We start from the raw sequence: 25,096 nt of genomic DNA, 5'->3' as shown, positions 1-25,096 counted from the left end.
ACTGCTCTACTGGGCTGCAGCTCCGTTATCGTCCGGTACATGATCTGAAAGTCACAATGCGACTGTTCATCCAAATTCCCTGTTTGAACGAAGAAGAGACCCTTCCGATGGTCTTGAAGGGGATACCGACTCATATCGACGGTATCGACGAAATCCACATTCTCGTGGTGGATGACGGCTCCACCGACGCGACTGTAGAGGTGGCGCGTCAACTCGGCGTCGAGCACTTTGTCTTCCACACCCGCAATATGGGGCTAGCTCGCTCTTTCCGCGACGGCGTTGATTACGCGCTCCAACACGGAGCCGACATCGTTGTCAACACCGACGGCGACAACCAGTACCCGCAAGAGCGAATCGCGGATCTCGTCGCTCCAATGTTGCGTGGTGAGGCAGATATCGTTATCGGTGATCGCCAGACGAAGACAATCGAGCACTTTTCTGCGTTTAAAAAGCTCATGCAAAGCGTCGGGAGTCGAGTTGTAAACTTCGCGGCTGAAACCGACCTTCCTGATGCCGCGAGTGGGTTTCGCGCTTATTCTCGTGAGTCACTCATTCGGCTCAACGTCGTGACCCAGTTCAGCTACTGCATGGAGACGATCATCCAAGCAGGGAATAAGCGCCTGCGAATCTTTAGCGTTCCGATCCGCACTAACCCCAAGACCCGCGAATCTCGCCTCTTCAAGAATATTTTCCAGCACATGGCCCGCTCCGCTCAAGCGATTATGCGCAGCTATGTGATGTTCAAACCACATGCCCTGTTCGTGAGTCTCGCAGTCGCTTTCTTCATCGCGGCAGCAATTCCTTTCGGGCGGTTTCTTGTTCTCAGCTGGCTAGGAGTGGCAGGAAGCCATATCCAGTCGCTCGTTTTCGGATCGGCCATGCTGGTTGGTGGATTGCTCAGTCTTGCGCTCATCGTAATTTCCGACATGATCCGCACAAATCGCACACTTCTCGAAGATTCTCTCGAGCGTGTGAAGCTGTTGCAATACTCGCCTGACCGAGTCATCAATCCCAATACTTCAGTGCATGAAGAGGTGGCCCAGCATCCGTCATTGCCCGTCAGTATGCACGCAGCCGAGTCGGTTATCGCTCGTGCCGAGCGGACTAGCGATATCGCAGGAGCAGCGTCCACTGAACACGCTGCCCCACAACGCTAGTCAAGATTCGCCATCCAAATACCAGGAGACCCGTTGCTGAATACGCTCAAGAACATCGCGAAGGATCTGCTCGCAATTACATGGATTCGGCGCATCTATGAGCTTGTCAATCGGATTGTCCTCGAATCTTTCGGGTCAAGTCGCTTTTTGACACACTTTTGGTATTTTCTAAGCTTTCTGACTTTCAATCGAGAACAATCAGCGGTGCTGCGTGGCCGTCGCGATTACTACCGCAACAAGAAACGCGATCGACTCTCCCACGTGGAATTGCGCCGCAACATTCATCGCCTTGAGAAGGGCCTCATCATGCGCCCGCGACGCGATGTCTTCGCGCGCGATTACATTACCGAGACCATCGAGTTCTACGAGGACGCAGTGGCGCAGCAGCACTCGGCGCCAGCCTCTATGGAGGCAAGCGAGATGGCATGGGCACATGACGTGCTCACCGAGTACTTTCGGGTCAGCGCTAGAACAGATGCCACAGTAGAAGCTGCGCGGGAGCGATTCGAAAGCACGCAATTCATCGGAGAGTTCAGCGGCAAGATTCCGCATCCGAAAGAGCATCTTTCTGATATCGAATTCGATGCTCTCGAGCGGCTGGTTCGCCAGCGTCGAAGTGTTCGCTGGTTTGAGCAGAAGCCCGTCCCACGGGAGCTCTTCGACAAGGCGCTTCTGATCGCGCGCCAGGCGCCGACCGCCTGCAACCGGCTCCCCTATGAGTTCCGGATCTTTGACGAGCCTGACGCTGTGCGCCGGGTATCGTCCATTCCGTTCGGGGCTGCTGGCTATGGCGACAACATCCCCTCGATCGTCGTTGTCGTTGGAAAGCTGGAGTCGTACTTCAGCCCCCGTGATCGCCACGCGATCTACGTCGACAGTTCCCTCGCCGCGATGCAGTTCATCCTCGGTCTTGAGACTCTTGGGCTCAGCTCCACGGTTATCAACTGGCCCGATTTCGAGCCACTAGAACGCAAGATGCAAAAGGAACTGAAGCTCGGACTTTCGGATCGCGTCGTGATGCTCATCGCCGTGGGGTATGCAGATCCCGAGGGGCAAGTTCCGTATTCGCAGAAGAAGGAACTCGATACCTTCCGCCGATTCAACTAGTTTCGGCCGGTCCAAATGACGAATAATTCATCGCCCTGGTGGCGAAAACGTGCGCTGCGTTGGGGCATCACTGTGCTCGTGCTCGCCGCAGTGGGTTACTTCTTTGCCTCCTCACTGTGGAGCAACTGGGATCAAATCTCGCAAAAGCATCTTGACTTCGACTGGCTATGGATTCCGGCAACGCTGATCTTCGCCCTCGCTGTGCCGCTTACTGGGCTGCTCTGGGGCCGAATGGTGCGTGTACTTGAGCCCACCGCGCGTGTTTCCGCGGCCGAGGCGATAGCCGTGCAATGCGCTTCTTGGCTGCTCAAGTACATTCCTGGCCAAATCGGTTCCGTCATGAACAAAATCGTTTGGGCAGGGAAGAAGGGGGTGAGCCGATCTCTGATCGTCATCTCCTTCGTATATGAGAACGTCTATCTGCAGTTAGCTTCGATTGTGCCCAGCGCACTTATCCTGCTGGTGAGTCTTGGCCCTCGCATTTTTGGTGACAACGCGACGCTCCTCTTGCTTCCCCTGCTCGTGCTCGTGCCCCTGGTACTCATCCTCCATAAGCCGACATTCCGTAAGATCGTCGGACTCGCAGCTCGACGCATCCTTAAGAAAGATGTTCCCGAACGCTACTTTCTCAACTCGGCGCAGACACTCCGGTTCTTCGTGGAATTTCTGCTCCCCAGGATTCTCAACGGGGTCGGTTTCGTACTGATCGCTATCACAGTTTCCCGAATCGGCCCTGCGGAGTGGGTGCCATTCGCCGCCGCCTATGTGCTTGCAGGTGCCATAGGAATACTCGCCTTCTTTGTGCCGAGCGGTCTCGGCGTTCGAGAGGCCATCATCGTTCTTGTTCTCACCCAGTATGTTCCCGTCGAGGAGGCGGTAATCATCAGTCTTCTCGCACGTCTTCTCAGCACCGTCGGTGACGCGATTGTTGCGCTCATCTACGGCGGTGTCCGCCGCACGATTCCTCAGGAGTACCGACCATGACCTCTCCCAATATCGCCATCATTGGCTCTGCGCTGTCGGGGAATAAGGGCGCGTCGGCGATGCTCGAAGCCGCCGTCCAGACACTCTCCGAGCGTCTGGATAACCCGAGCTTCACGTTGCTGAGCATGTATCCCGAAGAGGATGCAGCGCTCAATCCTTACCCGAACCTAAAGATCGTGGCTGCGAATGCAAAGCAGCTCGGTGTGACGATCAATTCGCTCGCGCTCGCGTACCGGGTTCTTCCATTTCTGCGCGGCGTCTTGCGTAGCCGGTCGGAGGCTATTCGTGCATTGAGCGAGGCAGACGTTCTTCTTGATCAAGGCGGAATCACTTTCACCGATGGACGCGAGAAGTTTCTGCTCTACAACATCGCCTCAATTCTTCCGGCGATCAACGTAAGAACCCCCGTTTTCAAATGCGCTCAGGCCGTCGGACCGTTTCGTAATCCTGTGAATCGCTGGGCTTCTCGCACTTTCTTGCCGAAGGTGCGTACCCTCGTCACTCGCGGCAGGATCACTCATGAGTACGCGGAGGGTCTTGGCCTGAGCAATATTGTTGCCGGGGCTGACTACGCATTCTCTCTCGAGCTCGCGGGCACTGAAGCGACTGATGTATCGAGCCAGATCGATCTCACATTCTTCGAGCAGGATGTGGTGGGCGTGTGCCCGAGCGTCGTGCTACAAAAAAAGGTCGACGCGCGGGGCGGCGACTACGTCAGTCAGATGGTCGCCTTTATCGAATACCTTCGAAGCGAGGGAAAGCACGTGATGTTGATCCCTCACAGCGTTCGAACCGGAACAGAGAAGACACACAACAATGACCTGCCGTTGTGCCGTGATATTCACTCACGCCTCCGGCTAGGTGCTGACCTGCTGTTTGTTGATCGTGAGCTTACGTCGCAGCAGCTGAGATTTTTGATCGGGCAGTGCTCGCTTTTCGTCGCCAGCCGATTCCACGCGATGGTCTCCTCGCTCGCGATGGCGGTTCCCACACTCGTTATCGGCTGGAGCCACAAATATCGCGAAGTTCTCGAAATGTTTGAACTCGAGGATTGGGCGTTCGGACACGACAAGCTCACGCTCAAATACCTCACCGAGCGCTTTTCCGAGTTAGATAGTCAGCGCGTGGAGGTCAAGGCAAAACTTGATGCCCGTCTGCCGTCGGTGAAAGCGCGATCGCTCATGCAGGCAGACTTAATTTCTGACATCGTTCAAAAAACCCGTGGTGCACGCGCGTGACATCGTCAGTGACTGATACGCGGCTAGATCATTCTGTCTCTAGAGCCGCTGCGCGACGGCTGAAGGCTCGTCGTCTAGCGAGACCGTCATGGTACGCAGCCGGAGTCGCCGCGGTCACCGTGGCGACATTTGTGCTCCTCTTTGGCTGGGCGACATCTACCGCTCCGTTTAGCACCGTCGATGAACCGCGCCATATGAACTCAGTTTTGCGCTTGATGCAAGACGGCGGCTGGCCGGCGCCCAAGTCAGCGCCCATGCTCGAGGGAACGGCAGTCGCGTCGAGGGAGGCAGGGCACCCGATCTCTGGGGAGGCGGACGACCCACTTCCTTCCGCGAGCGAGCGTTCGGTTATTTCCGACAAGAACCAGCCGAGTTCTCCAGAGCAGACCGATTGGATGACCCAGCATCCTCCCGCCTATTACACGATTGTCGCGGGTACGCTCACTGCGCTCGGCGCGAACGAGTGGCGCTGGGACCAACTGCTATTGGGAATGCGACTAGTCTCAGCTGCATCGGCTGCATTGGCCGTGCCTTTTGTCGCGGGCAGCGTGCGGCGGATCACAAGATCCCGGGCTGCAGGCGTACTCGGGGGCGCGCTTCTTCTCGCGATTCCGCAGTATCACCATGTGCTTTCCCTCGTTACCAATGATGCCCTCGCGACTTTTCTTGGTGCTGCGCTCATGTACATCGTGGTTCGAGCGATGACGAAGCCCAAGCGCGTTATCGCGCTTTCACTTGTGGGCGGCGCAGTGCTGGGCGTGGCGCTGCTTACCAAAGGTTTGCTGCTTGCAGCGATACCGCTTGTATTTATCGGTTTCCTCGTCGCTGGTTGGCGGGCCTACTCTCGTCCGATGCGGCGATTGCTCCCGGCTGCTGTGACAATGGCTCTGGCCTTCGCTATCGGAGGCTGGTGGTGGCTCCGAAACCTGATCGTTTACGGTGTTCTTCAACCGAGTGTTTTCGGCAGCGGTATCGACGAAGAAGAGCCATCCGATGCGTACAGTCTGAGTGGCTTCTTCCTGCGAGTCGGGGAGCGCTTAAACGAGACAATGTGGGGCTCTTTCCGAGCGGAACTTGATCTCCCTGTCGTGCTCACGACGTCAGCAAGCATTGTTGCCATCTTGAGTATCGTGTGTGCTCTCGCGTTTTCTCGGAGACGTCTCGCGCTGGCGGTTCTCCTGCTGTACCCACTCGCAACAATGGGAATCATCACTTTCCACGCCTGGGAGATCTTCTGGGACAACGGGACCATTCGCGGGATTCAAGGGAGATATCTCTACGGAGGGCTTACCGCTTTGGCGGTAAGCCTTGGCATGTGTTGGACCCTTCTTTTCCGTCGCGTTACTCCCTGGCTGCGTGCAGCGGTGGCGGGATTGATTATGTTCGCGGGGCTATGCGCGGGTATTGGTGGATGGGTCTTCGGATACAGAGTGCTGTGGTCGGAATCTGGAGTCGACGCCATGCTGGCTAGTGGCGCGGTTACTTCCGTCGCGTTCGCGATTGCGATCTGCGTTTACGCCATTGCTGGTTTGATCGCAGTGGTTGCCGTTGTGGTGTGTGCGCGGGAGAAGGTCTTGTCAGAATCCGGCCCAGCCCCAGTTGTACCTCAGTAGATCAACTATCTCGGCACGCAATCGCCGCGTCGATGAGAACCCGAGCACGCGCGTCGAACGAGTGCTCACGCCGAATGTACTCGCTGGTTTCAGCGATTTCAGATTCGGTCGGGAAGGCAGCGGTCAGATCGCCCTCGAGGATCGACACGAGCTCTGCCGGTGAGTTGTACGTCGCCACTGCTTTTCCGAATACCTTGTCGATCCCGTCGACACGGTCGCTGAGGACACGCCCGCAGGCAGCCACGACATCGAATAGGCGGTTGGACATAAACCCTTCGCGCTGCATATCACGCCAATGGTCGTTCAGGACGACTGATGCAGATTCGTAGAGCGCGGGAACTTCCGCGTTCGGAACGCTCGTCGCTGCGATCGAGTCGGGGGAGATGAACTGCTCCCAGTCGCCGCCGTAGACGACCAGGGGAATGCCTGCCCGCAGTGGTTCGAGCACTGCCGGGCGAGCGATGTGTCTGCTGTTGCCCACGAAAACGATGTCTTGCGTTCGTGTCCGCTGTGTTGGGCGGAATAGTTCTGGATCAGTGCACTGCAGAAGCGGTGTCACAGTGCGACCCCAACGGCTCGATTGTCTTCGAGCCCATGAGTCCGATGCGGCAAACACTAAGTCAAACTTGCTTGCTTCGGCTCGGGTGACCATCTCGGGGTGGCTGATGACCCAGAGCATATTGATCCCCGCGGTGGGAGTGACGTGCACGTCGAGACCTCGGATCACGAGACTGACATCGTCAATGTACGCGGTCTCCCGACTGTGTGCATCGTGGTAATCGATGACGACTTCTTGTCCTAGGCGTTCTAGAGCGCGCGCCAGCGAGCGCGCGAAGTGTGTGTCACCCCAGGTTTCGCCCACCGGCCCGAAGGGCGAGGCGATCTTCAACGCCCATCGCAGGCGCGGAATACTCGACGAGGTTGCGATTGCACGGTGGATCACAGGCCGCATCCGGGACTCACCGTCTGCAGCGGTGAGATACTCCCAATGCGCGAGTTTTTGGCCGAGCTCCGCATAAAGTTCAGCAGCATCACCCAGTGCCTCGGGCATGAGAGTGGTTAGCGCTCTGAGGTTACCCATCGGATCAACGCGCGGAGGGGTGCCGTTTTCGAACTGACGCCACACGACGTCAGTTCGGACGACGAATTCGTAGTCAGGCCACTCTGCACTCAGCGCCGACGAAAGGGCAGGCAGCTCGAACTGGTTATAAAGCAGTGGCGAAAGTCCCTGCACTTTGACGAGATCAGCTGTCGGCATAGCGAAAGACTCGCCGTGGAGAGCTGGAATCTTGTGGGTCGTCCCTAAAGCCTTGGCGTCAGAAAGGGGGTGGCCCGACAGGATCGGCTCGGGCGCCGCGCCGCGCTTGGGCTGCACCGATCCGACGCCGACCAACACTCCTTGGGGTGTGACGTTGGTAGGTATGACCACTCGTCGCGACGTCGGTTCTGCTGCGTTGGCCAGCTTCCGGACGGAATCGGCATCAAAGAGCGCGCGAGGGCCAAGGACCAGCGTTCCAGTTCGGCGCACCTTCGTCAGACACATGTTCACTGCGTACGAAAAGGACTCGCGCTCGACAAAAAGCTGTGTGTCGAGGTCTGGGCGTCCGAGACGTGCTGCCGCCCCCGACATCCACTCCTCTCGGGTGGGAGCGATGAACGCCACGAGCACGCTGAATGACGGATCCTCGGAAAGTAGAAGAAGCTCTTTCAACTTGTGACTGATGTTTTCGTCGCGCCGATTCAAGATCGCGATGACGTGAGTTCCTGCAAGTAGCTCTTTTTCACGCAGCTCATCCCAGGAGACTTGTGCGCGAAGACGCACGTAGGTGTTCCACCCCATGGGCTCAGTCGTGGAAATGCGGTCAGCAGATTCTTCGCGATTGTCGTATATAGCCCCGAGTACCGGAATGTGCCGAATTCGGTTTTTTTCCGCAAGCCGCAGAATGAGGTCGAAGTCGACTGCGCGTGGCAGGGCAGTGTCAAAGTTTCCGGCCGCGGTGAGGGCATCAGCGCGCACCACGAGCGAATTCAGATCGACAGAGTTACCGAGCAGCAAGCTGTCATGTGTTGGCTCACTTTGCCGATAGCCAACGCGATCCTCGTACACCAGCTCGATCGTCGCGAAGGCGACGGTGTCGCCTTCTTCGACCATTGACGACACCATCGTCTCAAGGAAGAGCGGCTGCCACTCATTGTCGCTGTCAAGAAACGCGATGTATTCGCCCCGCGCCGCGTCAATGCCTGCGTTGCGTGTCGCGCTCACGCCGCTGTGATCACGAGGGATGAATCGAATGCGCTGGTCTCGATGCGCGAGGAGTTGAGCGATAGCCGCGGTGTCGTCCCACGAGCCGTCGTCGACGATTAAGAGTTCCCAGTTCGTCCATGTCTGGGCAAGAACTGAGTCTGCCGCGACTCTCACCCCGCCAGATCTATTCCATGCCGGCATGACGATGGATACCAGGGGCTGCGTTTTTGCACTGTCCCAGACTGGCAGTGCTTCAGTCGGTTTCTTCATCCATGAATTTGGGCGGCGGCGGCGGCGGTCCGCTCGCGCGGCCGACCACGCTGAAATCGCCTGCAGTGCATCCTGGTAAAGATCTGTCCACGCGACAGTTCGCACACCCGAAGCATCCTGAATGGGTATCTTCACGTTCTGCGGGTCGCTTTGAACGCGCCCCCACAAGTGCCCCACGGGGCCGCCGGGATGTTGTCTTGCTTCTGGGTGCTCTGCCAGATAAGACGCGGGATCCCAAACGGGACTCACCGGCGTGTTCCACTCCGCGCTTGCGATGTAGTCATACGCGAGAGGACGGGGAGTGCCAGGCATATTCTGCTTGAGGACGAAGTTGTCGATCAGAATATTGACGGCGTAGCCGTGCCGATAGCCCCAGCGAATGTAATGCTTGGCGGCTTCTGCCGTGCTCATTTCATCGACGCCGAGCTGAGCCGCGTAGAGCACGGGGTCAACGATCCCTGCTGCGATGATTCGCGCGATCCGTCGACGTGGATCGCTTTTTTCCAGAGCATGTCGCACGACGGGAAGACGGCGAAGGTGGCGACTCATCTCACGCAGTCGGTTCATCTGGGTGTCCTTGTTCTCTTTCATCATGCCTGCCGCGATGTGTAGCCCACTCGCCGGCGTTGCAGCGCAGAGAGTGAGCTTGAGCTGTCGTTCTCCCAGCGTCGCCCAGGGTAGAAAGAAGCTGTGGCGTCGATGTATTCGCGCACCCCATCGAATTCGTTAGGGAACCGTGCTTCGCACATCGAGAGCAGCGCGGCCGAGTCGAGCCAATAGGGGTCGTAGCGGAGTGTGTCGAACTTCACCAGAGGAAATCTCGTGTTGTCGAAGACGGAGTCTGCGTAGACGGTCGACGGGTTAAGGAAGCGACTTTCGCGCGGGTCACGGCGCCGGGATACATCGAAGTCGCTGTCGACGAGGTCGAGGAACTTTGACGGATACCGGTGGCGTCGACGCTGCAGCCAGTGTGTTCCGCGTCTGGATGCACGCTTCATTTCGGCGGTCGTCGGCTCGAAGTAGGAGCCGAGCCGGAATCCCGCTTCACGCATCTGCAGGCTGATGCCAAGCTCTTGTTGCGCGATCGCTGCTTTTCGATCCACCGCGGGACGGTATAGGTCCCAGAACGAAGTGAAGGTCGCAGATTTCAGTGCTTCGGTTGAGAAATACAGGAAGTAGGACTGGATATGCTCTCCGCGGCGCCAGGTTCGTGTTGCTCCCCACATTTCCACCGGTTGTGACTGCATTTTGGTGATCATCGACTCGACGGGGACTAGCTGCACGTAGGAGTCGTTCGTGAGCAGCAGCTCGTCGTAGTCGGCCGCGAAGTCCGTCATCTGGAGTGCCTCGTGCCACGACCCGAAGTCTTGGCCAACGTTTGCGCGCTCAAGAATTTCGGCGTACGGAGATATCGCGGTGCGATCTTCCGGCGTGAAAGTACTCGTGGAGGCGAGAACGACTCGATCGAATGTTCGCGAAAGGTCCTGGAGCTGGCGCAGCACGTGCGGTGCGACGCGTCCGAGCGGGTTGAAGTGGGCGACGAGAGCTAGTCGCTTCACTCGATCATTCCTCTATCGAGCGCGGGCATAGGGCGCCAACTGGCATCCTGGGAAATCTTTCTCCCGTCGCGAATCCCGCGAATGAGATTACTCGTGCCACGCACGGTGCGTTCGACGAACAGCAGGCGGATGAGCTCTTTCGCAAACGTGAGCGCCGTACCTGCACCGAAGAGCACAGGGTTGTAAATGCCAACGGACCGGTAGTACTGCTTGATGTGCGCGCGATTGCGCATGATGTAGTACCTGTAAGCGTTGCTCGAGGCATTCATATGACGAATGCCCATGTCCCACTGTTTGATTTCGCGGGTGCGTTTGAGCACAAACTCGTTGACTATGACCGATTGCGTCTTGCGTGACGCAAGCCAGCCATAAACCTGGTCATCCCAGTAGATGAAGAAACGCGGATCAGGAAGACCGATCTGCTGCACGATGTCACGGTGAATGAACATGCCCTCGAAGCATCCCGAATTCATCGGTTTGAAGCCCGACTCGTCGAACCCAGCAGGCGCGAACGGGATGGGGATGCCGAGAGGCTCGGCGATGCGGTACTGCCAGTAGAACTCGCTTCCGTCGTAATCGTAACGACGGCCCTGGATGCTCTTGAAACGCGGTGCCCAGGCGCCCATTCGTGCGAGTCCATTGGGAATGACTTCGACGTCGTCATCCATGAGCCACATCCAGGTCGATCCCAGCTCGTACGCGACGCGCATGCCCTCACTGAACCCGCCGGAACCACCGGTGTTTTCGTCGAGTCGCCGGTACACGAGCGTCGCGCCAATTCGATCGCGGTATGACTCGACGAGTGAAGTGGTGTCATCGGTTGATGCATTGTCGATAATGACGACGTGACCGGGCTTCGGGTCCATCACAATAATGCTGTCGAGCAGCTTCGAGAGCAGGTGTGAGCGGTTGAACGTCACAATTGCGATCGTCGCTGTAGCGGGGTCGAAAGCAGCGCTCATTTATTCACCCCAAGGTTGGAGCGCCAGGTCTCGGCCGAGGTGAGATCAGGCAATGCATCTCGGTACTCATGCGAGAGGCGCGCCCATTCCTTACGCAAACGCCGGTGCAGACGAACACTCTCAACGATCATCCGTCGGTACGCCGCGCGGTCGCGAGTGTAAATGTTCTTCCCCGCCCCGTCGGCGGTACTGACGAGCGCGCTGTCGTACCGAGGTATGCGCCACCAGTGCGCGTCGAGCTTGCCGAATTCAACTTCGGGCTGAGCCACATTTTCTGGCCGGGGAGTGTGTATCCAGTGCGCTACAAGCGTGCTGAGTGTAAACCAGCGAAGTTGCATTCCCGTTGGGCTGTCGAATTGCTGCCGCCTGAGGCGCTTGAACACCTGCCGGCCACGGCGAGAGCGCAGAACGGATGCCGCTTCTTTGTGGACCACGGTCTCGGGATAGTCCTTGGCAGCGGCGCGTGCGCCTGGCATCGCCGTTTCGAGATTTTTCCACATGTGCTGCGGACCCGACATGACGTCGCGGAGTGCGCGGTGACGCAGCTCTACCGGGTAGTACTGCATCATCATGAGGTGCTTGAGATCCACACGTCGGCTGTGGCGGATCAGTGTGCCGCCGTCAGGAACGGGGGAGTGTAGGAGAGCTGCCACGATGCGGTTTCGCGCGTGAAAGTACGCCTGCCAGTCGATGCTGTCGTCCTTGCCGACCCAGGAGACGTGCCAGAGCGCGACGCCCGGCAGCGAAACTGTGGGCACTCCAGCAGCTCGCGCACGCAGGCAGTGCTCGGCGTCATCCCACTTGATGAAGGCAGGCAAAGCAAGCCCGATCTCACGCAACACCGAAACGGGGATGAGGCACATCCACCACCCGTTGTAATCGGAATCGAGCCGCATGTGCAACATCGGAGACTGCCGAAGGTTTGCTTCGCTGAAGTCGTGCGGCATCCGCTCTTGAAAGAGTGTTCGCCACATGAACGGAACATCATCGACCACTTCGGCCCATGCATGGAGCTTCGGTCGATCGAGTAGGTCGAACATGTGTGCTCCGACGATGGTGGGCGTCGTGCAATACCGGCCGAAGATCACGGAGCGGCGGATTGATTCGGGTTCGATGCGCACGTCATCATCGAGGAGCTGAACGAAGTCGCTGTCGGGGCGATCGAGGGTCTCGATCATTGCGCGCGAGAAACCTCCCGAGCCACCGAGGTTGGGCTGACGGATGACCTGCAGAGTCTCGCCGAGCTCTGCAGCGAGTCCCGCATACTCAGGGCGATCTTCAACGTTCTCAGTGCCCTGGTCAATAACGAAGATGCGGTCGATAACGTCAAGCGCTTCGGGCGACTGAGCCAGATTCGCCAGAGTTTCAACGCAATAGCCAGGCTTGTTGTAGGTCGTGATTCCGAGCGACGCCTTGCCCGCACGTACGGGCTGTTGTTCGGTCGTCCACTCCGCGCCCTCGAAGATCGTGTCTTCGTGGTCGGCCACGATGTCGAACCAGATCCATCCGCCGTCGCTGTATTGATCGAGCACAAGCTCGACGGTCGTCGTGGCAGACCCGGTTACCTCGCGTGTCTCGATCCGCTGCTTGATGCCGCCGCCGGTGGAGCGGTAGACGAGAACTGTCGCTGTGCCCGTGGTGCGCACAGTCAGGGAGATGTTGCGAACGGGCGTCCAATGCTGCCAGTAGGACGCCGGGAAAGCGTTGAAGTAAGAAGCAAACGAGACGCGGCGGCTTGCTGCGATGCGCGCTCTGTGGCGGTCAAGGACGTTCGCGAGGTGAGCAACGCTGGTGACACGCACGGGTTCCTCGTCGATGATCGACCACGTTTCGGGGTCGGCATACAGCGGAAGGATGTCGGGGTCCCGCTCGAGCGGGAAGACAACATTCTGAAGGACGTGTGTCACTGGTTCTCCGATTGCGTGTGAGACAGGCGTCGGGAGCGTCGAGCCGGAGAGAAGCCTACCGTGCGCGCCATGTTGATCCCTGGGTGTGAACGCTCGCTTACGGCGTTTGGGCATCTACACTCGAAATCGTGACCACCGCAGCCGTCGGCGCCCCCGGATCTTCGCGCCGGTATCTGCACTCATTGTGGATACTCTCCGCGCGAGATCTTCGCGTGCGATATTCCACCAGTGCCCTCGGATACCTGTGGTCGGTTCTCGACCCGTTGGTAATGACCGGTATCTACTGGTTCGTCTTCACTCAGGTATTTCACCGCACGGTCGGCGAAGAGCCCTACATCGTCTTTCTGATCACCGCCCTCCTGCCCTGGGTATGGTTCAACTCATCTGTGAGCGACTTCACAAGGGCATTCAATAAAGACGCGAGGCTCGTGCGTTCGACGTCAATTCCGCGCTCTATCTGGGTGAATCGCATCGTTTTGAGCAAGGGAATCGAATTCCTTTTCTCGCTGCCCGTCCTCGTCGTGTTCGCTGTTTTTTCTGGAGCAACCGTCGGTTGGGGGCTGTTGCTCTTCCCCGTCGCGATGATCCTCCAGCTCGTGCTTTTAACCGGCCTGGGTTTACTCATCGCGCCGCTGTGCGTGCTGTGGTCCGACCTCGAACGGACAACGAAGCTCATCCTGCGGGCGCTCTTCTACGCTTCGCCGATCATCTACGGTGTCGCGAATCTCCCCGGCGCCTTTTCTGCGGTTGCGGCGTTCAACCCACTTTCCGGGATCTTCGCGCTGTATCGCATGGGGTTTTTTCCTGATCAATGGAACACGTTCACTGTCGTCGTCGGTGCGGTGATGAGTCTTGCCTTTTTGGCGCTCGGGATGTACACGTTCCGGTCGCTCGAGCGCCCCATGTTGAAGGAGCTGTGATGTCAACTGCTTCGCTCGCTATCGAGGTAGATGGCCTCGGCATCCGCTTTCGCCGAAACAAGCGCGGGCGGCGAAGTATCAAAGACCTTTTTGCCGGTGCCTCGCGGCGCTCACGGCCGGGTGAATTCTGGGCGCTACGAAACGTGACTTTTTCGGTGAGGCCGGGGGAGTCTATCGGCGTCGTAGGGCGAAACGGTCAAGGAAAGTCAACGCTATTGAAGCTCGTCGCGGGCGTGCTTCTCGCCGATGAGGGCGAAGTACGGGTGCACGGCGGCGTTGCACCGTTGATCGAGATCACCGGGGGGTTCGTCGGAGACCTCACTGTTCGCGAGAACGTCCGCCTCACGGCTGGACTCCACGGGATGGCTCGCGCTGAGATAGCCCGTCGGTTCGACGGCATCATTGCGTTCGCTGAGCTCGAGGATTTTCTCGAGACTCCCTACAAACACCTCTCGAATGGGATGAAGGTTCGTCTCGCGTTTGCCGTTGTATCCCAGCTCGACCAACCTATTCTTCTGGTCGACGAAGTACTGGCCGTCGGAGACAAGGCCTTCCGCGAGAAGTGCTACCGACGCATCGACGAGCTTTTGGCCGAGGGGCGGACGCTGTTCTTCGTTAGCCACAACGAGCGCGACTTGCGGAGATTTTGCACGCGAGGAATCTACTTCGACAAGGGGCGGTTGGAGATGGATGCTCCGCTCGCCGATGTGCTGGACCGGTATAACGCCGACTATTCCGCCGCGTGAGCTGCGGGAAGGTCTGAGCTTCCTGGCTCGTCGTTGATGTGTTGGCGCCATGACCGCGACTGCCCGGCCCGCACGGCACAGATGACGAGCAGCAGCCAACCAAAGCCCGAAAGAGTGAAGCTCTCAAAGAGCGAATCTACGGTTAGGGCAATAACGACGAGCGGTGTCCAGGCGTAGACGACCGAGCGACGAACGCTTGCGACGAGCCAAGAACGCACCAGAGCGATCCCCGCCAACAAGACGAATAGCGCGAGTCCCACCCAGCCCAACTGTAGGACCACATCGACGAAGGCGTTGAGCGCGCTGGCGTGGTGGTCTTGTTCGACGTAGTTGATCGCGTTGAACGGTGCTTGGTTGCGCAGCCACGGTCCCATCCACCCCCACCCTTGGACGGGGTAAATGCGCACGAACTGCTCGATGGTGTTCCATAGATCGACCCGGGTCGAGAAGTCGCTGCCCGCGCCGAGGAACGCGATAATTTGATGTCGCAGCGCGTATGTAACGGCGAGCCCTACTGCGACGATTGCGCCGAGCGTCCATTGCAGTACGTTTCGATTCTCGCTGGCGGTATGGCGCACCAGCATGAGTATGAGCGCCGCGGCACCGACAGCAACGCCGAGAACGACGACGGTGGGTGAATCGGAAAGTACAGCGAGCACACCAGCCAGAACAACGGAGCCGATCGCGACTCCGGATCGAACCGATGATGTTCGCCACTCGATCATGAACGCGATTAAGGCGATGACGGCAACGAAGCCAAGCGCGTTGCGAGTACCGAAGAGTCCCTGAATGGGTCCACCGGCGGCGATGTTGGCTTCGACACCGAGGAACGCTATCGGCGTATCGAGGAGAATGCCGGAGAGTATTTCGATGCCGAGCGATATCGCGAGCAGTAGTCGCAGTACATCACCGAGGGCGCGAACCATCTGGAGAGTGTCGCGCACGTGAGCCGCGACAATTCCCAAGAATGCCAGCGCCGCTAATGCGAGCCAGCCGACGATCGTCTCTGTGGTGTCATGGGTCCAAATCGTGCTGGCGAGTGCCCAAACGACGAAGGCAAGCACTGACAGCGGCACAAGGCGCGGTAGTTCGAGATCGTCGCTTCGCGCCCAAAGTATTGCTGCGCCAAGCAAACAAAGTCCGACGATGATCGTGATGAGGCAGATGCGACCAGCGACATGCTCGATGGCAAACATGCCGAACGCGGTGCCGAGAGTCGTCAGCGTGAAAGCTCGGGCGATCGCCGCTGACCGAAAGAACTCTCTGCCGAACCGCAGCGATGCAGGCGTTCCACCGAATCCGCTCATCACGTGTGCTGAGTCTTCGCGAGGGTGGCAAGTCCATCGCCACGTTCCATCGCGAGTGTCTGTCCGGTTGGGCCGACGCCGATCAGGGGCGCTTGCTTGATCTTGAACCCGAGCATGACGACACTCAACCATCCCCACAGCAAAAGGGGCCCGGACTCAGCGAGACCCTGCACGAGAAGCATGCTCATGAGGAGGATCGGCAGGAGAGTGAGGGGGGAGAACGGACGACTGTCCACAAGGTCCCATCTTGGTCGGTCGACCGCGAAGAACCACGCCCGCCAGATGACCGAGAAGTAGATACCGACCATGATGAAGAGGCCGACGGCTCCGAGCTGCAAAAAGACGTCGATCCACATGTTGTGCGCTTGCATCACGCTCTGCCCGTGGTCAATGATCCAGCCATCGAAAGCGGGGTCCGAGTCTAACCACGGTGTCGCGAAGCCCCAGCCGACGACGGGATGCTCGACGGCACGGTCGAGAACGGCCTGCCAGATGGTCTCGCGCCCGGTAAGAGTGGATGACCGCCCCAGCGCCGTGAAGATCGCGTCTCGCCACACCCATACCGCAGCGATCCCCAGCGCTCCGAGTCCGGCGAATGCAGCGTAGTACTTTGTGCGAGACCCCGGACGCCGCGCAGTGCGCATGAGGAGAGACGTCGTGAGCACGACAGCGACAGCGATGGCCGAAAGGTACGCGGTGGCGGAATCGGCGCGAACGAACGCGTAGGTTGCTGCGGAAAACCAGAGCGCGAGCGGAACACGGCGAGTCGTGTGCGCGGCGAACAGCAGCGCGAAGACAATCATGGCCGTGAGTGCGACGCTCGCGAGCAGATTCGCGTTGCCGAAGATGCCCTGGATGCGGCCGCCATCGAACAGATTATTTCGGGACCAGTAGACGATCGGGTCCAACTTCGTCGTTGGAATCACGAACCCGGGTAATACTGGCCCGTTGATGAAGACGGATACTGCAAGCTCGAACAGGAGCGACAGTGAGATGACCCACTTCAGTGCAGCAGCCATCGCCCGGATAAGTTCTTTCCAGCCCAGCATGCTCGCGACCATGAGGCCTTGCAGCGTTGTGCACGCAAGAAGCGTCCATGTCAGCGCTGTCGTAGACAGCCACGAAGACCAGAAGACCGAGGTCAACGCCCATGCAACGTAACCGAGAGGGAACCAGGGCAGTCGCCGCCAGTTCAGGGGTGGTCGGATGCTGACCCACAGCACCGCTGAAATGATGGCGGATACCGCAGCGATGCTTCCGGCGATGAAGTCGCCGAAGGCGTTGACCCAGGCAACTCCTGCGAATGCTTGGAAGAGCACGAAGACGCACCAGGCGCGCAGCATCAGATGCCGCGTCTTCTCCCTGGGAGGCGCAGCGGGGGGCGCTGCAATCGGATGCTTCGTGTGTACGGCCATGGTCTCTTCAGGGTACCGGGCGCACCGATGAGACCAACGGCCCTCAGTAGGCTGGCGTCATGCTTGTGCAGATATCCAATGAGCCTCGCGACTACGCGTGGGGTTCGACATCTTTGATTGCTCGATTGCAGGGGCGCACCCCCTCAGGCGTGCCAGAAGCGGAAGTCTGGTTCGGTGACCACCCCGGGTCTCCCGCAGTCGTTGAAGATGGGACCGGCCGCACGCTCGACGCGTGGCTCGCCGAGCAGCCCAGCGCGACGTCGAAGCTTCCGTTTCTCCTGAAGTTGCTTGCTGCGGGATCTCCACTGTCAATTCAAGTTCACCCTTCGAAGCACCAGGCTGAGGAAGGTTTTGAGCGCGAAGAAGCAGCAGGAATTCCGAGAGATGCTGGGCACCGAAATTATCGAGACGATAACCATAAGCCTGAACTCATCGTCGCTGTCAGCGATGAATTCGAAGCACTCGCGGGTCTGCGCCCACTCCCTGCGACGCGCCGTCTCCTCGCGACGCTGCGCGATTGCCCAGGCGTTCGACAGCTCACCGAGCGACTCAGCGGCACTGATGACGCTGTAGCGCTCGCCGGCGTTATCGGCTGGGTGTTGTCGGGCGAAGCAGGATCTGAAGTGGATGATGTTATCGCTGCCGTGTCGGAGCTGAAGCTCGATTCCAGTCATGAGTTCGCGCGTGAAGCACAGCTCATCGGACGGCTCCAGGGGTATTACCCGGGAGATGCGGGCATCGTCGTTGCACTGCTTATGAACTACGTCACTCTCTCGAAAGGGGAAGCGATCTTCGTGGGGGCGGGCATGCTGCACGCCTATGTTTCCGGACTCGGGGTGGAACTGATGGCTGCGAGTGACAACGTTCTGCGTGGCGGGCTGACCCCCAAGCACATCGACACGGAAGAACTGTCTCGCATTCTGAACACAAGCCCGATCGAGCCCCCGCGGCTTGTTCCGAGCTCGAAAGATGAAGCCATCGACGTTTTCGACGCGGGGATTGCGGATTTTTCCCTAACTCGCGTTCGGCTCGCGAACACTTCAGTCGTCTTGCCGATTTCGGGACCAGCGATCGCGCTTGTCATTGACGGGCGCGTCGACGTTTCGGCCAGCGATCAGTCGGATCATCACGTGCTTTCGCCCGGAATGGCGCTGATCGCGAGCGCAGACGAGGAGCTTCTGCACCTGCGAAGCGATGGTGACGGTGTCGTCTTTGTCGCAACGCCCGGGCGATGAGTCGAACGTTTTTGCATCGAAACATGTCTACGGCGCGTCGTAAAGATTCAAGACACACTTGAGGGTTTACGATCTGCGACTTGACCGCAGCGAATGACACCGGTGTAATTATGCGTAGGCACTATTCAGGTGCTGGGGGCTAAACGCTAGGAGAACGATATGGCGGCTGCGAATTACCGCTCGGGCGTTCCCGAAGACTGGTTTGTCGATCCGGTGAATCTCGGTGTGCCAGGAGTTCGGCGCACTGTGGAGTCCGAGGAAGAAAGCGTTCTCTCTTGGCAGACTGATGCGCTGTGTTCGCAGACCGATCCCGAGGCATTCTTTCCAGAAAAGGGCGGCTCGACTCGCGACGCGAAACGTATCTGCACGACGTGCGACGTGCGCTCGCAATGCCTCGAATATGCCCTTCAGAATGACGAGCGATTCGGCATCTGGGGTGGGCTCAGCGAACGCGAGCGTCGCAAGCTGAAGCGTCGCGCAAGCTGACTGAGATCGACACTCGCGGCGCGTTCGCGCGGTTGCAGCGCTGTTGCCGCCTAGGCTGACCTGGCCATGCCCGCTCGAGTACATGCTTTTCTCGTCGTGCGCCCTGAAGGGCGTACGACCGCTGCCCTTCACCTCAAACGCACCTTAGCCGCGCTTGAGGCGCAGACTCGCAAGCCCGACACGCTCACGATTGTGATGTGCGGCGGCGACAAGGCTGTCGCGGATGTCGCGGGGTCTTCGCGGGCTGAAGGTGTCATTACGGCGGCAGCTTCCACGAGCTACGCACATGCACTCAGTCTCGCGACGTCGCGACTAACTGGGGAGGCCGTCTGGCTTCTTGCGCAAGACACGGCTCCCGAACCCGAGGCTCTGGCGAGGCTTGCTGGTGCGTTAGAACTATCGCCGTCGATCTCTGTTGCCGCGCCGAAGCTCGTTGATGGTGAGAACCGCCAACAGATTGTTTCCCTCGGAGTGAGCATGACTCGCTACGGACGCACGGTCGAGATCGTCGAGGACGAGCTCGACCAAGGGCAGCACGACGTAAAAGCGGATGCCATGGCTGCGGATGTGCGAGGGCTACTGGTCCGCGCCGACGCTTGGCGTCAGCTCGGAGGTCTTGATCCCGCGCTTGCTGGAGCGGATGAAGGACTCGATCTCGGTGTGCGAGCTCGCCTCGCGGGTGGCCGCGTCGAGCTTGTACCGCGAGCGATCGTTGCAGTCGACGGCGATGGCGTCGCCGGGCTTCCACTGCCGCAGGGTGGCAAACGCATCCGTCGTCGCGTGTTCGCCGTCCGCACAGCGCAGTTGCATCGGCGCCTGGTTTACGCGCCCGCGGCGAGTGTTGCGCTCCACTGGCTTTCGCTTTTGCCGCTCGCCCTGTGGCGAACCATCTTGAAGCTTCTTGCGAAAGAACCCGCGAGCGTCGTCCCGGAATGGGCAGCCGCCATTCTGGCGCTCGTGCGATGGCGAGCGATTTCTCGTGCGCGCGCCGGAATTCGGCGAACGAGACGATCGTCGTGGGCCCTTATCGCTCCATTACGCGTTGGACGAGAGACACTACGGGAACGACTCGACATCGATCCGGATGAGACCGGTGAAGCGCCGCGTCGTAGCGATCTTGCGCTATTCAGCGGCGGTGGTGCGTGGGTAGTCCTTGCCGCGCTTTTGCTCTCGGCAGCGGTTTTTCCGGCGCTTCTGGCTTGGCCCGTGCTTGGTGGAGGGGCGATCGCGCCGCTTCGCGAGACTCTTGCAGGACTCTGGACAGACGCGGGGTACGGCATTCGCTCGACCGGTCTGAACATCGTCGCCGCCGCCGATCCATTCGCTGCTGTCGTCGCGGTTCTCGGTTCGCTGTGGCCCGGCGACCCATCGCGCGCGGTGGTGTTTCTCTGGCTGCTTGCTCTGCCGCTCGCCGTCCTCGGCGGTTGGTTTGCTGTCACCCGTATTACCGAACGTTCGCTGTTGCGCATCACCGCTGGCGTCGCATGGGCCTTGGCTCCGACATTCTGGTCGGCGCTGATAGACGGGCGACCCACGGGCGTTATCGTGCATTTGCTTTTGCCCTGGCTCTTTTATGCCGGATCGGTCGTGCACCGGTCCTGGACTGCTGCGGGAGCCGCGTCGCTCCTGATGGCCGCAACGATCGCGTCTGCGCCATCTCTGGGTCCGGCTCTCGTTGTGCTTTGGCTTGGCGCAATCATTCTCACGATCATCATGCGGGCAGGCCGCGGCGCCGGGCGGATCGTCTGGACCATGGTTCCAACGGCAGTGCTGTTTGCTCCGCTGGTGTGGACGCAGTTGCGGCTGCAAAACCCTTGGGGGCTTCTCGCGGACCCTGGCGTCGTGTGGGCCGGGCCGACGGCATCAGCTGACTCGACGGGGCGCGCGCTGCTCGCAGCTGGGTTTCCTTCTGGCGACTTTGGCGGCTGGACATCGATCCTGCAAGATTTGGCTCCGGGCGTTCCAGTCTGGTCAGTAGTCTTCCTCACCGTGCCGATAGTGGTGCTCGCGCTCCTCGCGCCGCTCACCCCCCGCTGGCTTCCGGGCATGGTTCTGGTCGTGTTCGCCGCGCTCGGTATCGGGACAGCGATCCTGCAGGTCGGAATCGCCGTCTCGTTCGACAACGCCGACGCGGTAGCGATCTGGCCAGGAACCGGCCTGAGCTTGGCGTGGATGGGCATCGTCGGCGCCGCTGTTGTGACGCTCGAAGCGGGTCTTGTTCCGCGTCAGAACGTGGCGCGCGCGGTGAGTGCGACCGTCGTCATGACGACCCTTGCCGTTCTCGCAATCCCCGCGCTCACCGCTGTCAACAGGGAACAGTCAGCGCTCACAAACGGCCCTACCTCTACGCTGCCCGCCTATGTCGCGGCCCAGGGGCGAGATGACGCGTCGGTCGGCACGATCGTCTTGACACCACTCGAAGACGGTTCAGTCGTCGCGGAGATCATCTGGGGTGGGAGCGAAACGATCGGCGGGCAGTCCACCGCCATTAATACCCGCGTCACGGCGACGGCATCAGACGACGAGACCGCAGCTCTTACGTCAGCCCTCGTGACAGCGACATCGTCGGACGCCGTTTCTCAATTGGCGAGTGAGGGAATCGGCTTTGTTCTGCTGGCGCCGTCGCCGGGCTCCGAGACCGACGAGGCACGCACCATTCGTCTTTCGGCACAGACCGCGCTCAACCAACGCGAGAACCTCGACGCCGTGGGAGACACCGAAAAAGGCCTGCTCTGGCGCGTGACTGACGACGTCGCGCCGCGCGCCGAAGCATCCATTTTCGTGCGAGAGACCGGACGCCTCATCGCGATCGTGCAACTTCTCATCTTCGGAGCAGCCGTGTTGCTTGCGGTTCCGACATCCGCATCGCGTCGAGCCGCCCGGCGGACTTCTCGCATCGTGGGGCCACACGCGCAGGAGGTGCGATGAGTAATCGGCGAATTCGACGTTGGGCTCTCACGAGTGCGCGTGTTCTCGTGGGGGCAGCAATCGCTGCCGCCACAGTGTTGGGAGTCGTTGTCGCCGTCGCAGCGCCGTGGCCAAGCTATTCCGCCACGCCAGTAGCGGTAGATGCCGAGCCAGCGCTATCGAATTCCGTTCTTGCATGCACGGGGCCTCTGCTTGCCTCGGCCCGCGATTCGACCCAGGCGAGTCTGTTGAGCGTGGCAGGCGACCAGAAACTTACAACCGGAGCGGCTCCCGGCGCCTCAGTCGTTGAGGCAGACAGCCTCAATGCCGCATCCGTTGCCGACGGCGCGACGGTGTCACGTCTGACCGCGCAGCCGCGAGACGGTGCGGCATCCGATATCGCTGGCGCAGGTTCCGCATCAGTTGAAGCTGACGACCTTCGCGGTTTTGCTGCTTCTTCGTGTCAGCCAGCGCTCATGGATTCGTGGCTGGTGGCTGGCTCCGCGACGACCGGCGCCGCGGATCTGATCGTACTTTCGAACCCGGGCGTCGTGCCCGCGACCGTTCAGCTCACGATCTACGGAGCGACCGGTGCGATCACCCCCGATGGTGGAACCGATGTTGTCATTCCCGCTGGTAGCCAGCGTGTGCTGCCGCTCGCGGGGCTCGCCCTCAACGAGCCCACCCCGGTCATCCGTGTCACCGCGTCCGGCGCACCGGTCGCAGCGTCATTGCAATCGAGCGTCACGAGAACGCTTGTACCGGGCGGCGTGGATCAGGTCGGTGCAATCCAGCTCGCTTCGCAGACGCAGGTAATCCCCGGCGTCACCATTTCAAAGGCTGCCCGCAGTGGCACCGTGACAACGGTGCTTCGGGTGCTTTCCGCGGGCACAGACGCGACAGCATCCGTTGTTGTTGCCGATGAGGACGGTGCTGTGCTCACCGAGGAAGTCCCGTTGACGGCCGACATGCCGGTCGAAGTCGATTTATCGGAACTCAAAGCGGGGGACTACACGGTCTCCGTGAACGCTGATGCCGCTGTCGTCGCTGCTGTGTGGCATGCCACTGGTCTTGGCGAGGGGTCAGACATCGCGTGGTTCAGCTCAGCGCCGGAGGTGAACCTTTCGAGCACGTTTGCCGTCGCTTCTGGCCCATCACCGACCCTAACGCTCGCGAACAGCAGCGATGCTGACACCACCGTCGCGCTTGAGGCTGTCGGTTCTCGCGGCAAAGACCTCGAAATCGACGTGCCTGCAGGGGGGACCGTTACGACAAACGTCGTGGCAGAAGCCGTCTATGTCATGACTCCCGATGCTCCCGTGCACGCGGCGATCACTTTTTCGGGAGACGGACAGCTTTCGGGTTATCCGGTGTGGCCAGCGGATGCCGCGGCGTCTACCGTGACGGTGTACCCATAGCGATCGATCTCTAGAGGGTGGCCGCTTAGAAGAATCGAAAGCGGTCTGGCCCGAGATCCCAGGGGTCTCTCCCGAGAAAATCAGCGGCGGCTCGGAAGACGCAGCTTTCGATCATCATTCGTCGATGGAGGTCGTCGTTGCGGTGCAGGTGGCTCAAGCGCTCAATCGGCAACCGGAACATCACGATGCGTTTTTCATCGGGCAGGGCTTTCCAGCGCGGGATGCCGTTCTCGTTGGCTGCGAGCGGCATATCCGCGATCTCAAAACGAACGTCTCGAAGCTCGGGCCACGAGGAACGGAGAAACTCGGCGGCTGCACCGACGGCGAGATCGAATCGGTCGATTCGAGTATCGATTGGCGGGAGCGGTGGTCGAACAACGGGGCTTCGCCCCTCGCGCCCATGGCGTCCGTGGCGGGATGGCCTGCCTCGTTCGGGAGTCTGCTTTGCCCGACGCCGCATCATGAACCTATCTTAGGCGCGGCGCGGCATCCTGGTGGCGCAGCATCTCGCGACTATCGTCGGTGGAATGCGGGAGAGACAGTGCTCGAAAGTCGGTTGCACGAGAGAAGCTGTGACGACCTTGACCTACGACTACGGCGATCAGATGGCTGCCGTGGGCCCGCTGGGTCGAATCGATGACCCGCACGCTCACGACCTGTGTGCGATCCACACCGACCGACTCTCGGTACCGAAAGGCTGGACGGTCATTCGTCACGAGACGCTGCGCGCTTAGCCGCGCTTCTCCCGGTTCGGAAAGCCCGGGGGCGTGACCGTCGCCCCGCTCATGAGTTTCAGCACTCTTGCACGCTGTGCCTCTATGGCACCGCGTTCGCGTCGCCGCCGTACCGCGACGATTCCGTATACAGCGCTCACGACATCACCTTCGGGCATCGGCGATACGTGCGCTGACAACTCCGACACCAGAGCGGATGCCACGCGTACCCGTGAGGCGGGATCCAACGTTCCCGAGCCCGCTATGAACTGAGCACACCGCCGCGCGAGGCGGTCGGGGAGGCGCGTGATGTCGACGGTCTGAGCCCAACCGGCCAACTGCGGGGGCACGGGGAGATCGACTGCCGGGGGCATCGGGGTGCGGGTGCGTTCGCTGTATGTTCCGGCGACGAGGTCGCCCAAGCGCTGTGCGCGCGGCGTAAACGCGCCGACGAGCGCGGCTACCGCGCCAAGAGTGATCCACACCTCCAACACTCCGAGAAGCGCGCGAATGAAGGCATGGCGAAAGCCTGCGCTGCCCCCATCGACTCTCACCACTCGGCCGCCGACTGCGAGCTTGCCCAGGCTGCGGCCGCGCGTGGCTGTTTCGACGACCGTCGGCAGAATAACGAGTGCCGTGACCAACGACGCGATCATCAGGATCGTTCCCGCACTCTCGGGGAGAGCCCCCGCCGATGTCAGCCAAAACGAAACGAGCAACATGACAACGACGAGCGCAACTCCGAGCGCGACGTCGATCATGGCTCCGAGCCCGCGAAGAAAAAAGCCAACGGGCTGCACGTCGAGTGCGACGGCTTCGCCGGTGAGAATTTCATCGGGCGAGACGTCGAGCGCAACGGAATCGACGGGAACGGATGCGGGGAGGGCCGGCATGGGTACAGTAAATC

The 25,096-nt window shown here is 60.1% G+C and carries 20 protein-coding genes; 12 read left to right on the top strand and 8 right to left on the bottom strand.

Going from position 1 to position 25,096, the window contains the following annotated elements; genetic code table 11:
* Positions 1–83: 83 nt before the first annotated feature.
* The 5 genes from G6N83_RS02965 (at position 84) to G6N83_RS02945 (ending at position 6,099) form a co-directional block, all read left to right on the top strand.
* Complete coding sequence (locus tag G6N83_RS02965) at positions 84–1,157, top strand: glycosyltransferase family 2 protein (protein ID WP_338143807.1); 1,074 nt, start codon at positions 84–86, stop codon at positions 1,155–1,157.
* A 33-nt stretch (positions 1,158–1,190) separates the two neighbouring features.
* Positions 1,191–2,264, top strand: coding sequence for a nitroreductase family protein (locus tag G6N83_RS02960; RefSeq protein ID WP_165139135.1), 1,074 nt, complete (start codon positions 1,191–1,193; stop codon positions 2,262–2,264).
* A gap of 15 nt (positions 2,265–2,279) precedes the next feature.
* A complete protein-coding gene (locus tag G6N83_RS02955; RefSeq protein ID WP_165139133.1) occupies positions 2,280–3,248 on the top strand; it encodes a lysylphosphatidylglycerol synthase domain-containing protein in 969 nt (322 codons plus the stop codon).
* Positions 3,245–4,486 carry a polysaccharide pyruvyl transferase family protein gene (locus G6N83_RS02950; RefSeq protein ID WP_165139131.1) on the top strand — a complete coding sequence of 414 codons (1,242 nt, stop codon included), beginning with the start codon at positions 3,245–3,247 and terminating at the stop codon, positions 4,484–4,486. The genes G6N83_RS02955 and G6N83_RS02950 overlap by 4 nt, the downstream gene beginning before the upstream one ends.
* A gap of 194 nt (positions 4,487–4,680) precedes the next feature.
* The gene (locus G6N83_RS02945; protein ID WP_165139129.1) at positions 4,681–6,099 is read left to right on the top strand and encodes an ArnT family glycosyltransferase; all 1,419 of its coding nucleotides are present in this window, start codon (positions 4,681–4,683) and stop codon (positions 6,097–6,099) included.
* Position 6,100: 1 nt separating this feature from the next.
* Here G6N83_RS02945 and G6N83_RS02940 read toward each other — a convergent pair whose 3' ends face one another.
* Genes G6N83_RS02940 through G6N83_RS02925 form a run of 4 tightly spaced genes read right to left on the bottom strand, consistent with a single transcriptional unit; the run spans position 6,101 to position 13,042 of the window.
* Positions 6,101–9,181 (bottom strand): glycosyltransferase, encoded by a 3,081-nt coding sequence (locus tag G6N83_RS02940; protein WP_165139127.1) that lies wholly within the window; start codon positions 9,179–9,181, stop codon positions 6,101–6,103.
* Between the two features lie 23 nt (positions 9,182–9,204).
* A complete protein-coding gene (locus G6N83_RS02935; protein ID WP_165139125.1) occupies positions 9,205–10,173 on the bottom strand; it encodes a rhamnan synthesis F family protein in 969 nt (322 codons plus the stop codon).
* A complete protein-coding gene (locus G6N83_RS02930) occupies positions 10,170–11,135 on the bottom strand; it encodes a glycosyltransferase (protein WP_165139123.1) in 966 nt (321 codons plus the stop codon). Before G6N83_RS02930 ends, G6N83_RS02935 begins: the two co-directional genes overlap by 4 nt.
* Entirely contained in the window at positions 11,132–13,042 is a 1,911-nt protein-coding gene (locus G6N83_RS02925; RefSeq protein ID WP_165139121.1) for a glycosyltransferase, read from the bottom strand. The genes G6N83_RS02930 and G6N83_RS02925 overlap by 4 nt, the downstream gene beginning before the upstream one ends.
* Before the next feature lie 128 nt (positions 13,043–13,170).
* Between G6N83_RS02925 and G6N83_RS02920 the strand changes: the two genes are divergently transcribed.
* Positions 13,171–13,962 carry an ABC transporter permease gene (locus tag G6N83_RS02920; protein WP_165139119.1) on the top strand — a complete coding sequence of 264 codons (792 nt, stop codon included), beginning with the start codon at positions 13,171–13,173 and terminating at the stop codon, positions 13,960–13,962.
* Positions 13,962–14,708, top strand: a complete 747-nt coding sequence (locus tag G6N83_RS02915; RefSeq protein ID WP_165139117.1) for an ABC transporter ATP-binding protein — start codon at positions 13,962–13,964, stop codon at positions 14,706–14,708. Before G6N83_RS02920 ends, G6N83_RS02915 begins: the two co-directional genes overlap by 1 nt.
* On the opposite strand, the gene G6N83_RS02910 is transcribed toward G6N83_RS02915, so the two are convergent.
* Both G6N83_RS02910 and G6N83_RS02905 read right to left on the bottom strand, forming a co-directional pair.
* Complete coding sequence (locus tag G6N83_RS02910) at positions 14,693–16,015, bottom strand: O-antigen ligase family protein (RefSeq protein WP_241246262.1); 1,323 nt, start codon at positions 16,013–16,015, stop codon at positions 14,693–14,695. The two genes, G6N83_RS02915 and G6N83_RS02910, sit on opposite strands and share 16 nt — an antisense overlap.
* Positions 16,015–17,430, bottom strand: a complete 1,416-nt coding sequence (locus tag G6N83_RS02905; RefSeq protein WP_165139115.1) for an O-antigen ligase family protein — start codon at positions 17,428–17,430, stop codon at positions 16,015–16,017. The genes G6N83_RS02910 and G6N83_RS02905 overlap by 1 nt, the downstream gene beginning before the upstream one ends.
* A gap of 59 nt (positions 17,431–17,489) precedes the next feature.
* Between G6N83_RS02905 and manA the strand changes: the two genes are divergently transcribed.
* The 4 genes from manA to G6N83_RS02885 all read left to right on the top strand — a co-directional run bounded on the left by manA (position 17,490) and on the right by G6N83_RS02885 (position 23,476).
* A complete protein-coding gene (gene manA, locus G6N83_RS02900; protein ID WP_165139113.1) occupies positions 17,490–18,665 on the top strand; it encodes a mannose-6-phosphate isomerase, class I in 1,176 nt (391 codons plus the stop codon).
* Positions 18,666–18,824: 159 nt separating this feature from the next.
* Positions 18,825–19,151 carry a WhiB family transcriptional regulator gene (locus tag G6N83_RS02895; protein WP_165139111.1) on the top strand — a complete coding sequence of 109 codons (327 nt, stop codon included), beginning with the start codon at positions 18,825–18,827 and terminating at the stop codon, positions 19,149–19,151.
* A gap of 66 nt (positions 19,152–19,217) precedes the next feature.
* Positions 19,218–22,079, top strand: coding sequence for a glycosyltransferase (locus tag G6N83_RS02890; protein WP_165139108.1), 2,862 nt, complete (start codon positions 19,218–19,220; stop codon positions 22,077–22,079).
* Positions 22,076–23,476 (top strand): DUF5719 family protein, encoded by a 1,401-nt coding sequence (locus G6N83_RS02885; protein WP_165139106.1) that lies wholly within the window; start codon positions 22,076–22,078, stop codon positions 23,474–23,476. The genes G6N83_RS02890 and G6N83_RS02885 overlap by 4 nt, the downstream gene beginning before the upstream one ends.
* A 25-nt stretch (positions 23,477–23,501) precedes the next feature.
* Here G6N83_RS02885 and G6N83_RS02880 read toward each other — a convergent pair whose 3' ends face one another.
* Positions 23,502–23,936, bottom strand: coding sequence for a metallopeptidase family protein (locus G6N83_RS02880; protein WP_165143065.1), 435 nt, complete (start codon positions 23,934–23,936; stop codon positions 23,502–23,504).
* Between the two features lie 67 nt (positions 23,937–24,003).
* On the opposite strand from G6N83_RS02880, the gene G6N83_RS02875 reads away from it, so the two are divergent.
* Positions 24,004–24,210, top strand: coding sequence for a DUF3499 family protein (locus tag G6N83_RS02875; protein WP_165139104.1), 207 nt, complete (start codon positions 24,004–24,006; stop codon positions 24,208–24,210).
* Here the strand turns inward: G6N83_RS02875 and G6N83_RS02870 are convergent.
* Positions 24,207–25,082 (bottom strand): RDD family protein, encoded by an 876-nt coding sequence (locus tag G6N83_RS02870; RefSeq protein ID WP_165139102.1) that lies wholly within the window; start codon positions 25,080–25,082, stop codon positions 24,207–24,209. The two genes, G6N83_RS02875 and G6N83_RS02870, sit on opposite strands and share 4 nt — an antisense overlap.
* Between the last annotated feature and the right edge of the window lie 14 nt (positions 25,083–25,096).

This window comes from Microbacterium endophyticum, from assembly GCF_011047135.1.
GTDB lineage: Bacteria > Actinomycetota > Actinomycetes > Actinomycetales > Microbacteriaceae > Microbacterium > Microbacterium endophyticum.
The sequence above is the reverse complement of the archived record's forward strand: the minus strand, read 5'-3'. Positions and strand labels throughout refer to the sequence as shown.

What these genes read in the sequence shown, in the direction of transcription:
- G6N83_RS02910 (WP_241246262.1), bottom strand. Translation starts at nt 16,015, where the DNA reads ATGAGCGGATTCGGTGGAACGCCTGCATCGCTGCGGTTCGGCAGAGAG.
- G6N83_RS02870 (WP_165139102.1), bottom strand. Translation starts at nt 25,082, where the DNA reads ATGCCGGCCCTCCCCGCATCCGTTCCCGTCGATTCCGTTGCGCTCGAC.
- G6N83_RS02885 (WP_165139106.1), top strand. Translation starts at nt 22,076, where the DNA reads ATGAGTAATCGGCGAATTCGACGTTGGGCTCTCACGAGTGCGCGTGTT.
- manA (WP_165139113.1), top strand. Translation starts at nt 17,490, where the DNA reads ATGCTTGTGCAGATATCCAATGAGCCTCGCGACTACGCGTGGGGTTCG.
- G6N83_RS02915 (WP_165139117.1), top strand. Translation starts at nt 13,962, where the DNA reads ATGTCAACTGCTTCGCTCGCTATCGAGGTAGATGGCCTCGGCATCCGC.
- G6N83_RS02940 (WP_165139127.1), bottom strand. Translation starts at nt 9,181, where the DNA reads ATGAACCGACTGCGTGAGATGAGTCGCCACCTTCGCCGTCTTCCCGTC.
- G6N83_RS02950 (WP_165139131.1), top strand. Translation starts at nt 3,245, where the DNA reads ATGACCTCTCCCAATATCGCCATCATTGGCTCTGCGCTGTCGGGGAAT.
- G6N83_RS02930 (WP_165139123.1), bottom strand. Translation starts at nt 11,135, where the DNA reads ATGAGCGCTGCTTTCGACCCCGCTACAGCGACGATCGCAATTGTGACG.
- G6N83_RS02875 (WP_165139104.1), top strand. Translation starts at nt 24,004, where the DNA reads ATGCGGGAGAGACAGTGCTCGAAAGTCGGTTGCACGAGAGAAGCTGTG.
- G6N83_RS02945 (WP_165139129.1), top strand. Translation starts at nt 4,681, where the DNA reads ATGAACTCAGTTTTGCGCTTGATGCAAGACGGCGGCTGGCCGGCGCCC.
- G6N83_RS02880 (WP_165143065.1), bottom strand. Translation starts at nt 23,936, where the DNA reads ATGCGGCGTCGGGCAAAGCAGACTCCCGAACGAGGCAGGCCATCCCGC.
- G6N83_RS02905 (WP_165139115.1), bottom strand. Translation starts at nt 17,430, where the DNA reads ATGGCCGTACACACGAAGCATCCGATTGCAGCGCCCCCCGCTGCGCCT.
- G6N83_RS02895 (WP_165139111.1), top strand. Translation starts at nt 18,825, where the DNA reads ATGGCGGCTGCGAATTACCGCTCGGGCGTTCCCGAAGACTGGTTTGTC.
- G6N83_RS02955 (WP_165139133.1), top strand. Translation starts at nt 2,280, where the DNA reads ATGACGAATAATTCATCGCCCTGGTGGCGAAAACGTGCGCTGCGTTGG.
- G6N83_RS02890 (WP_165139108.1), top strand. Translation starts at nt 19,218, where the DNA reads ATGCCCGCTCGAGTACATGCTTTTCTCGTCGTGCGCCCTGAAGGGCGT.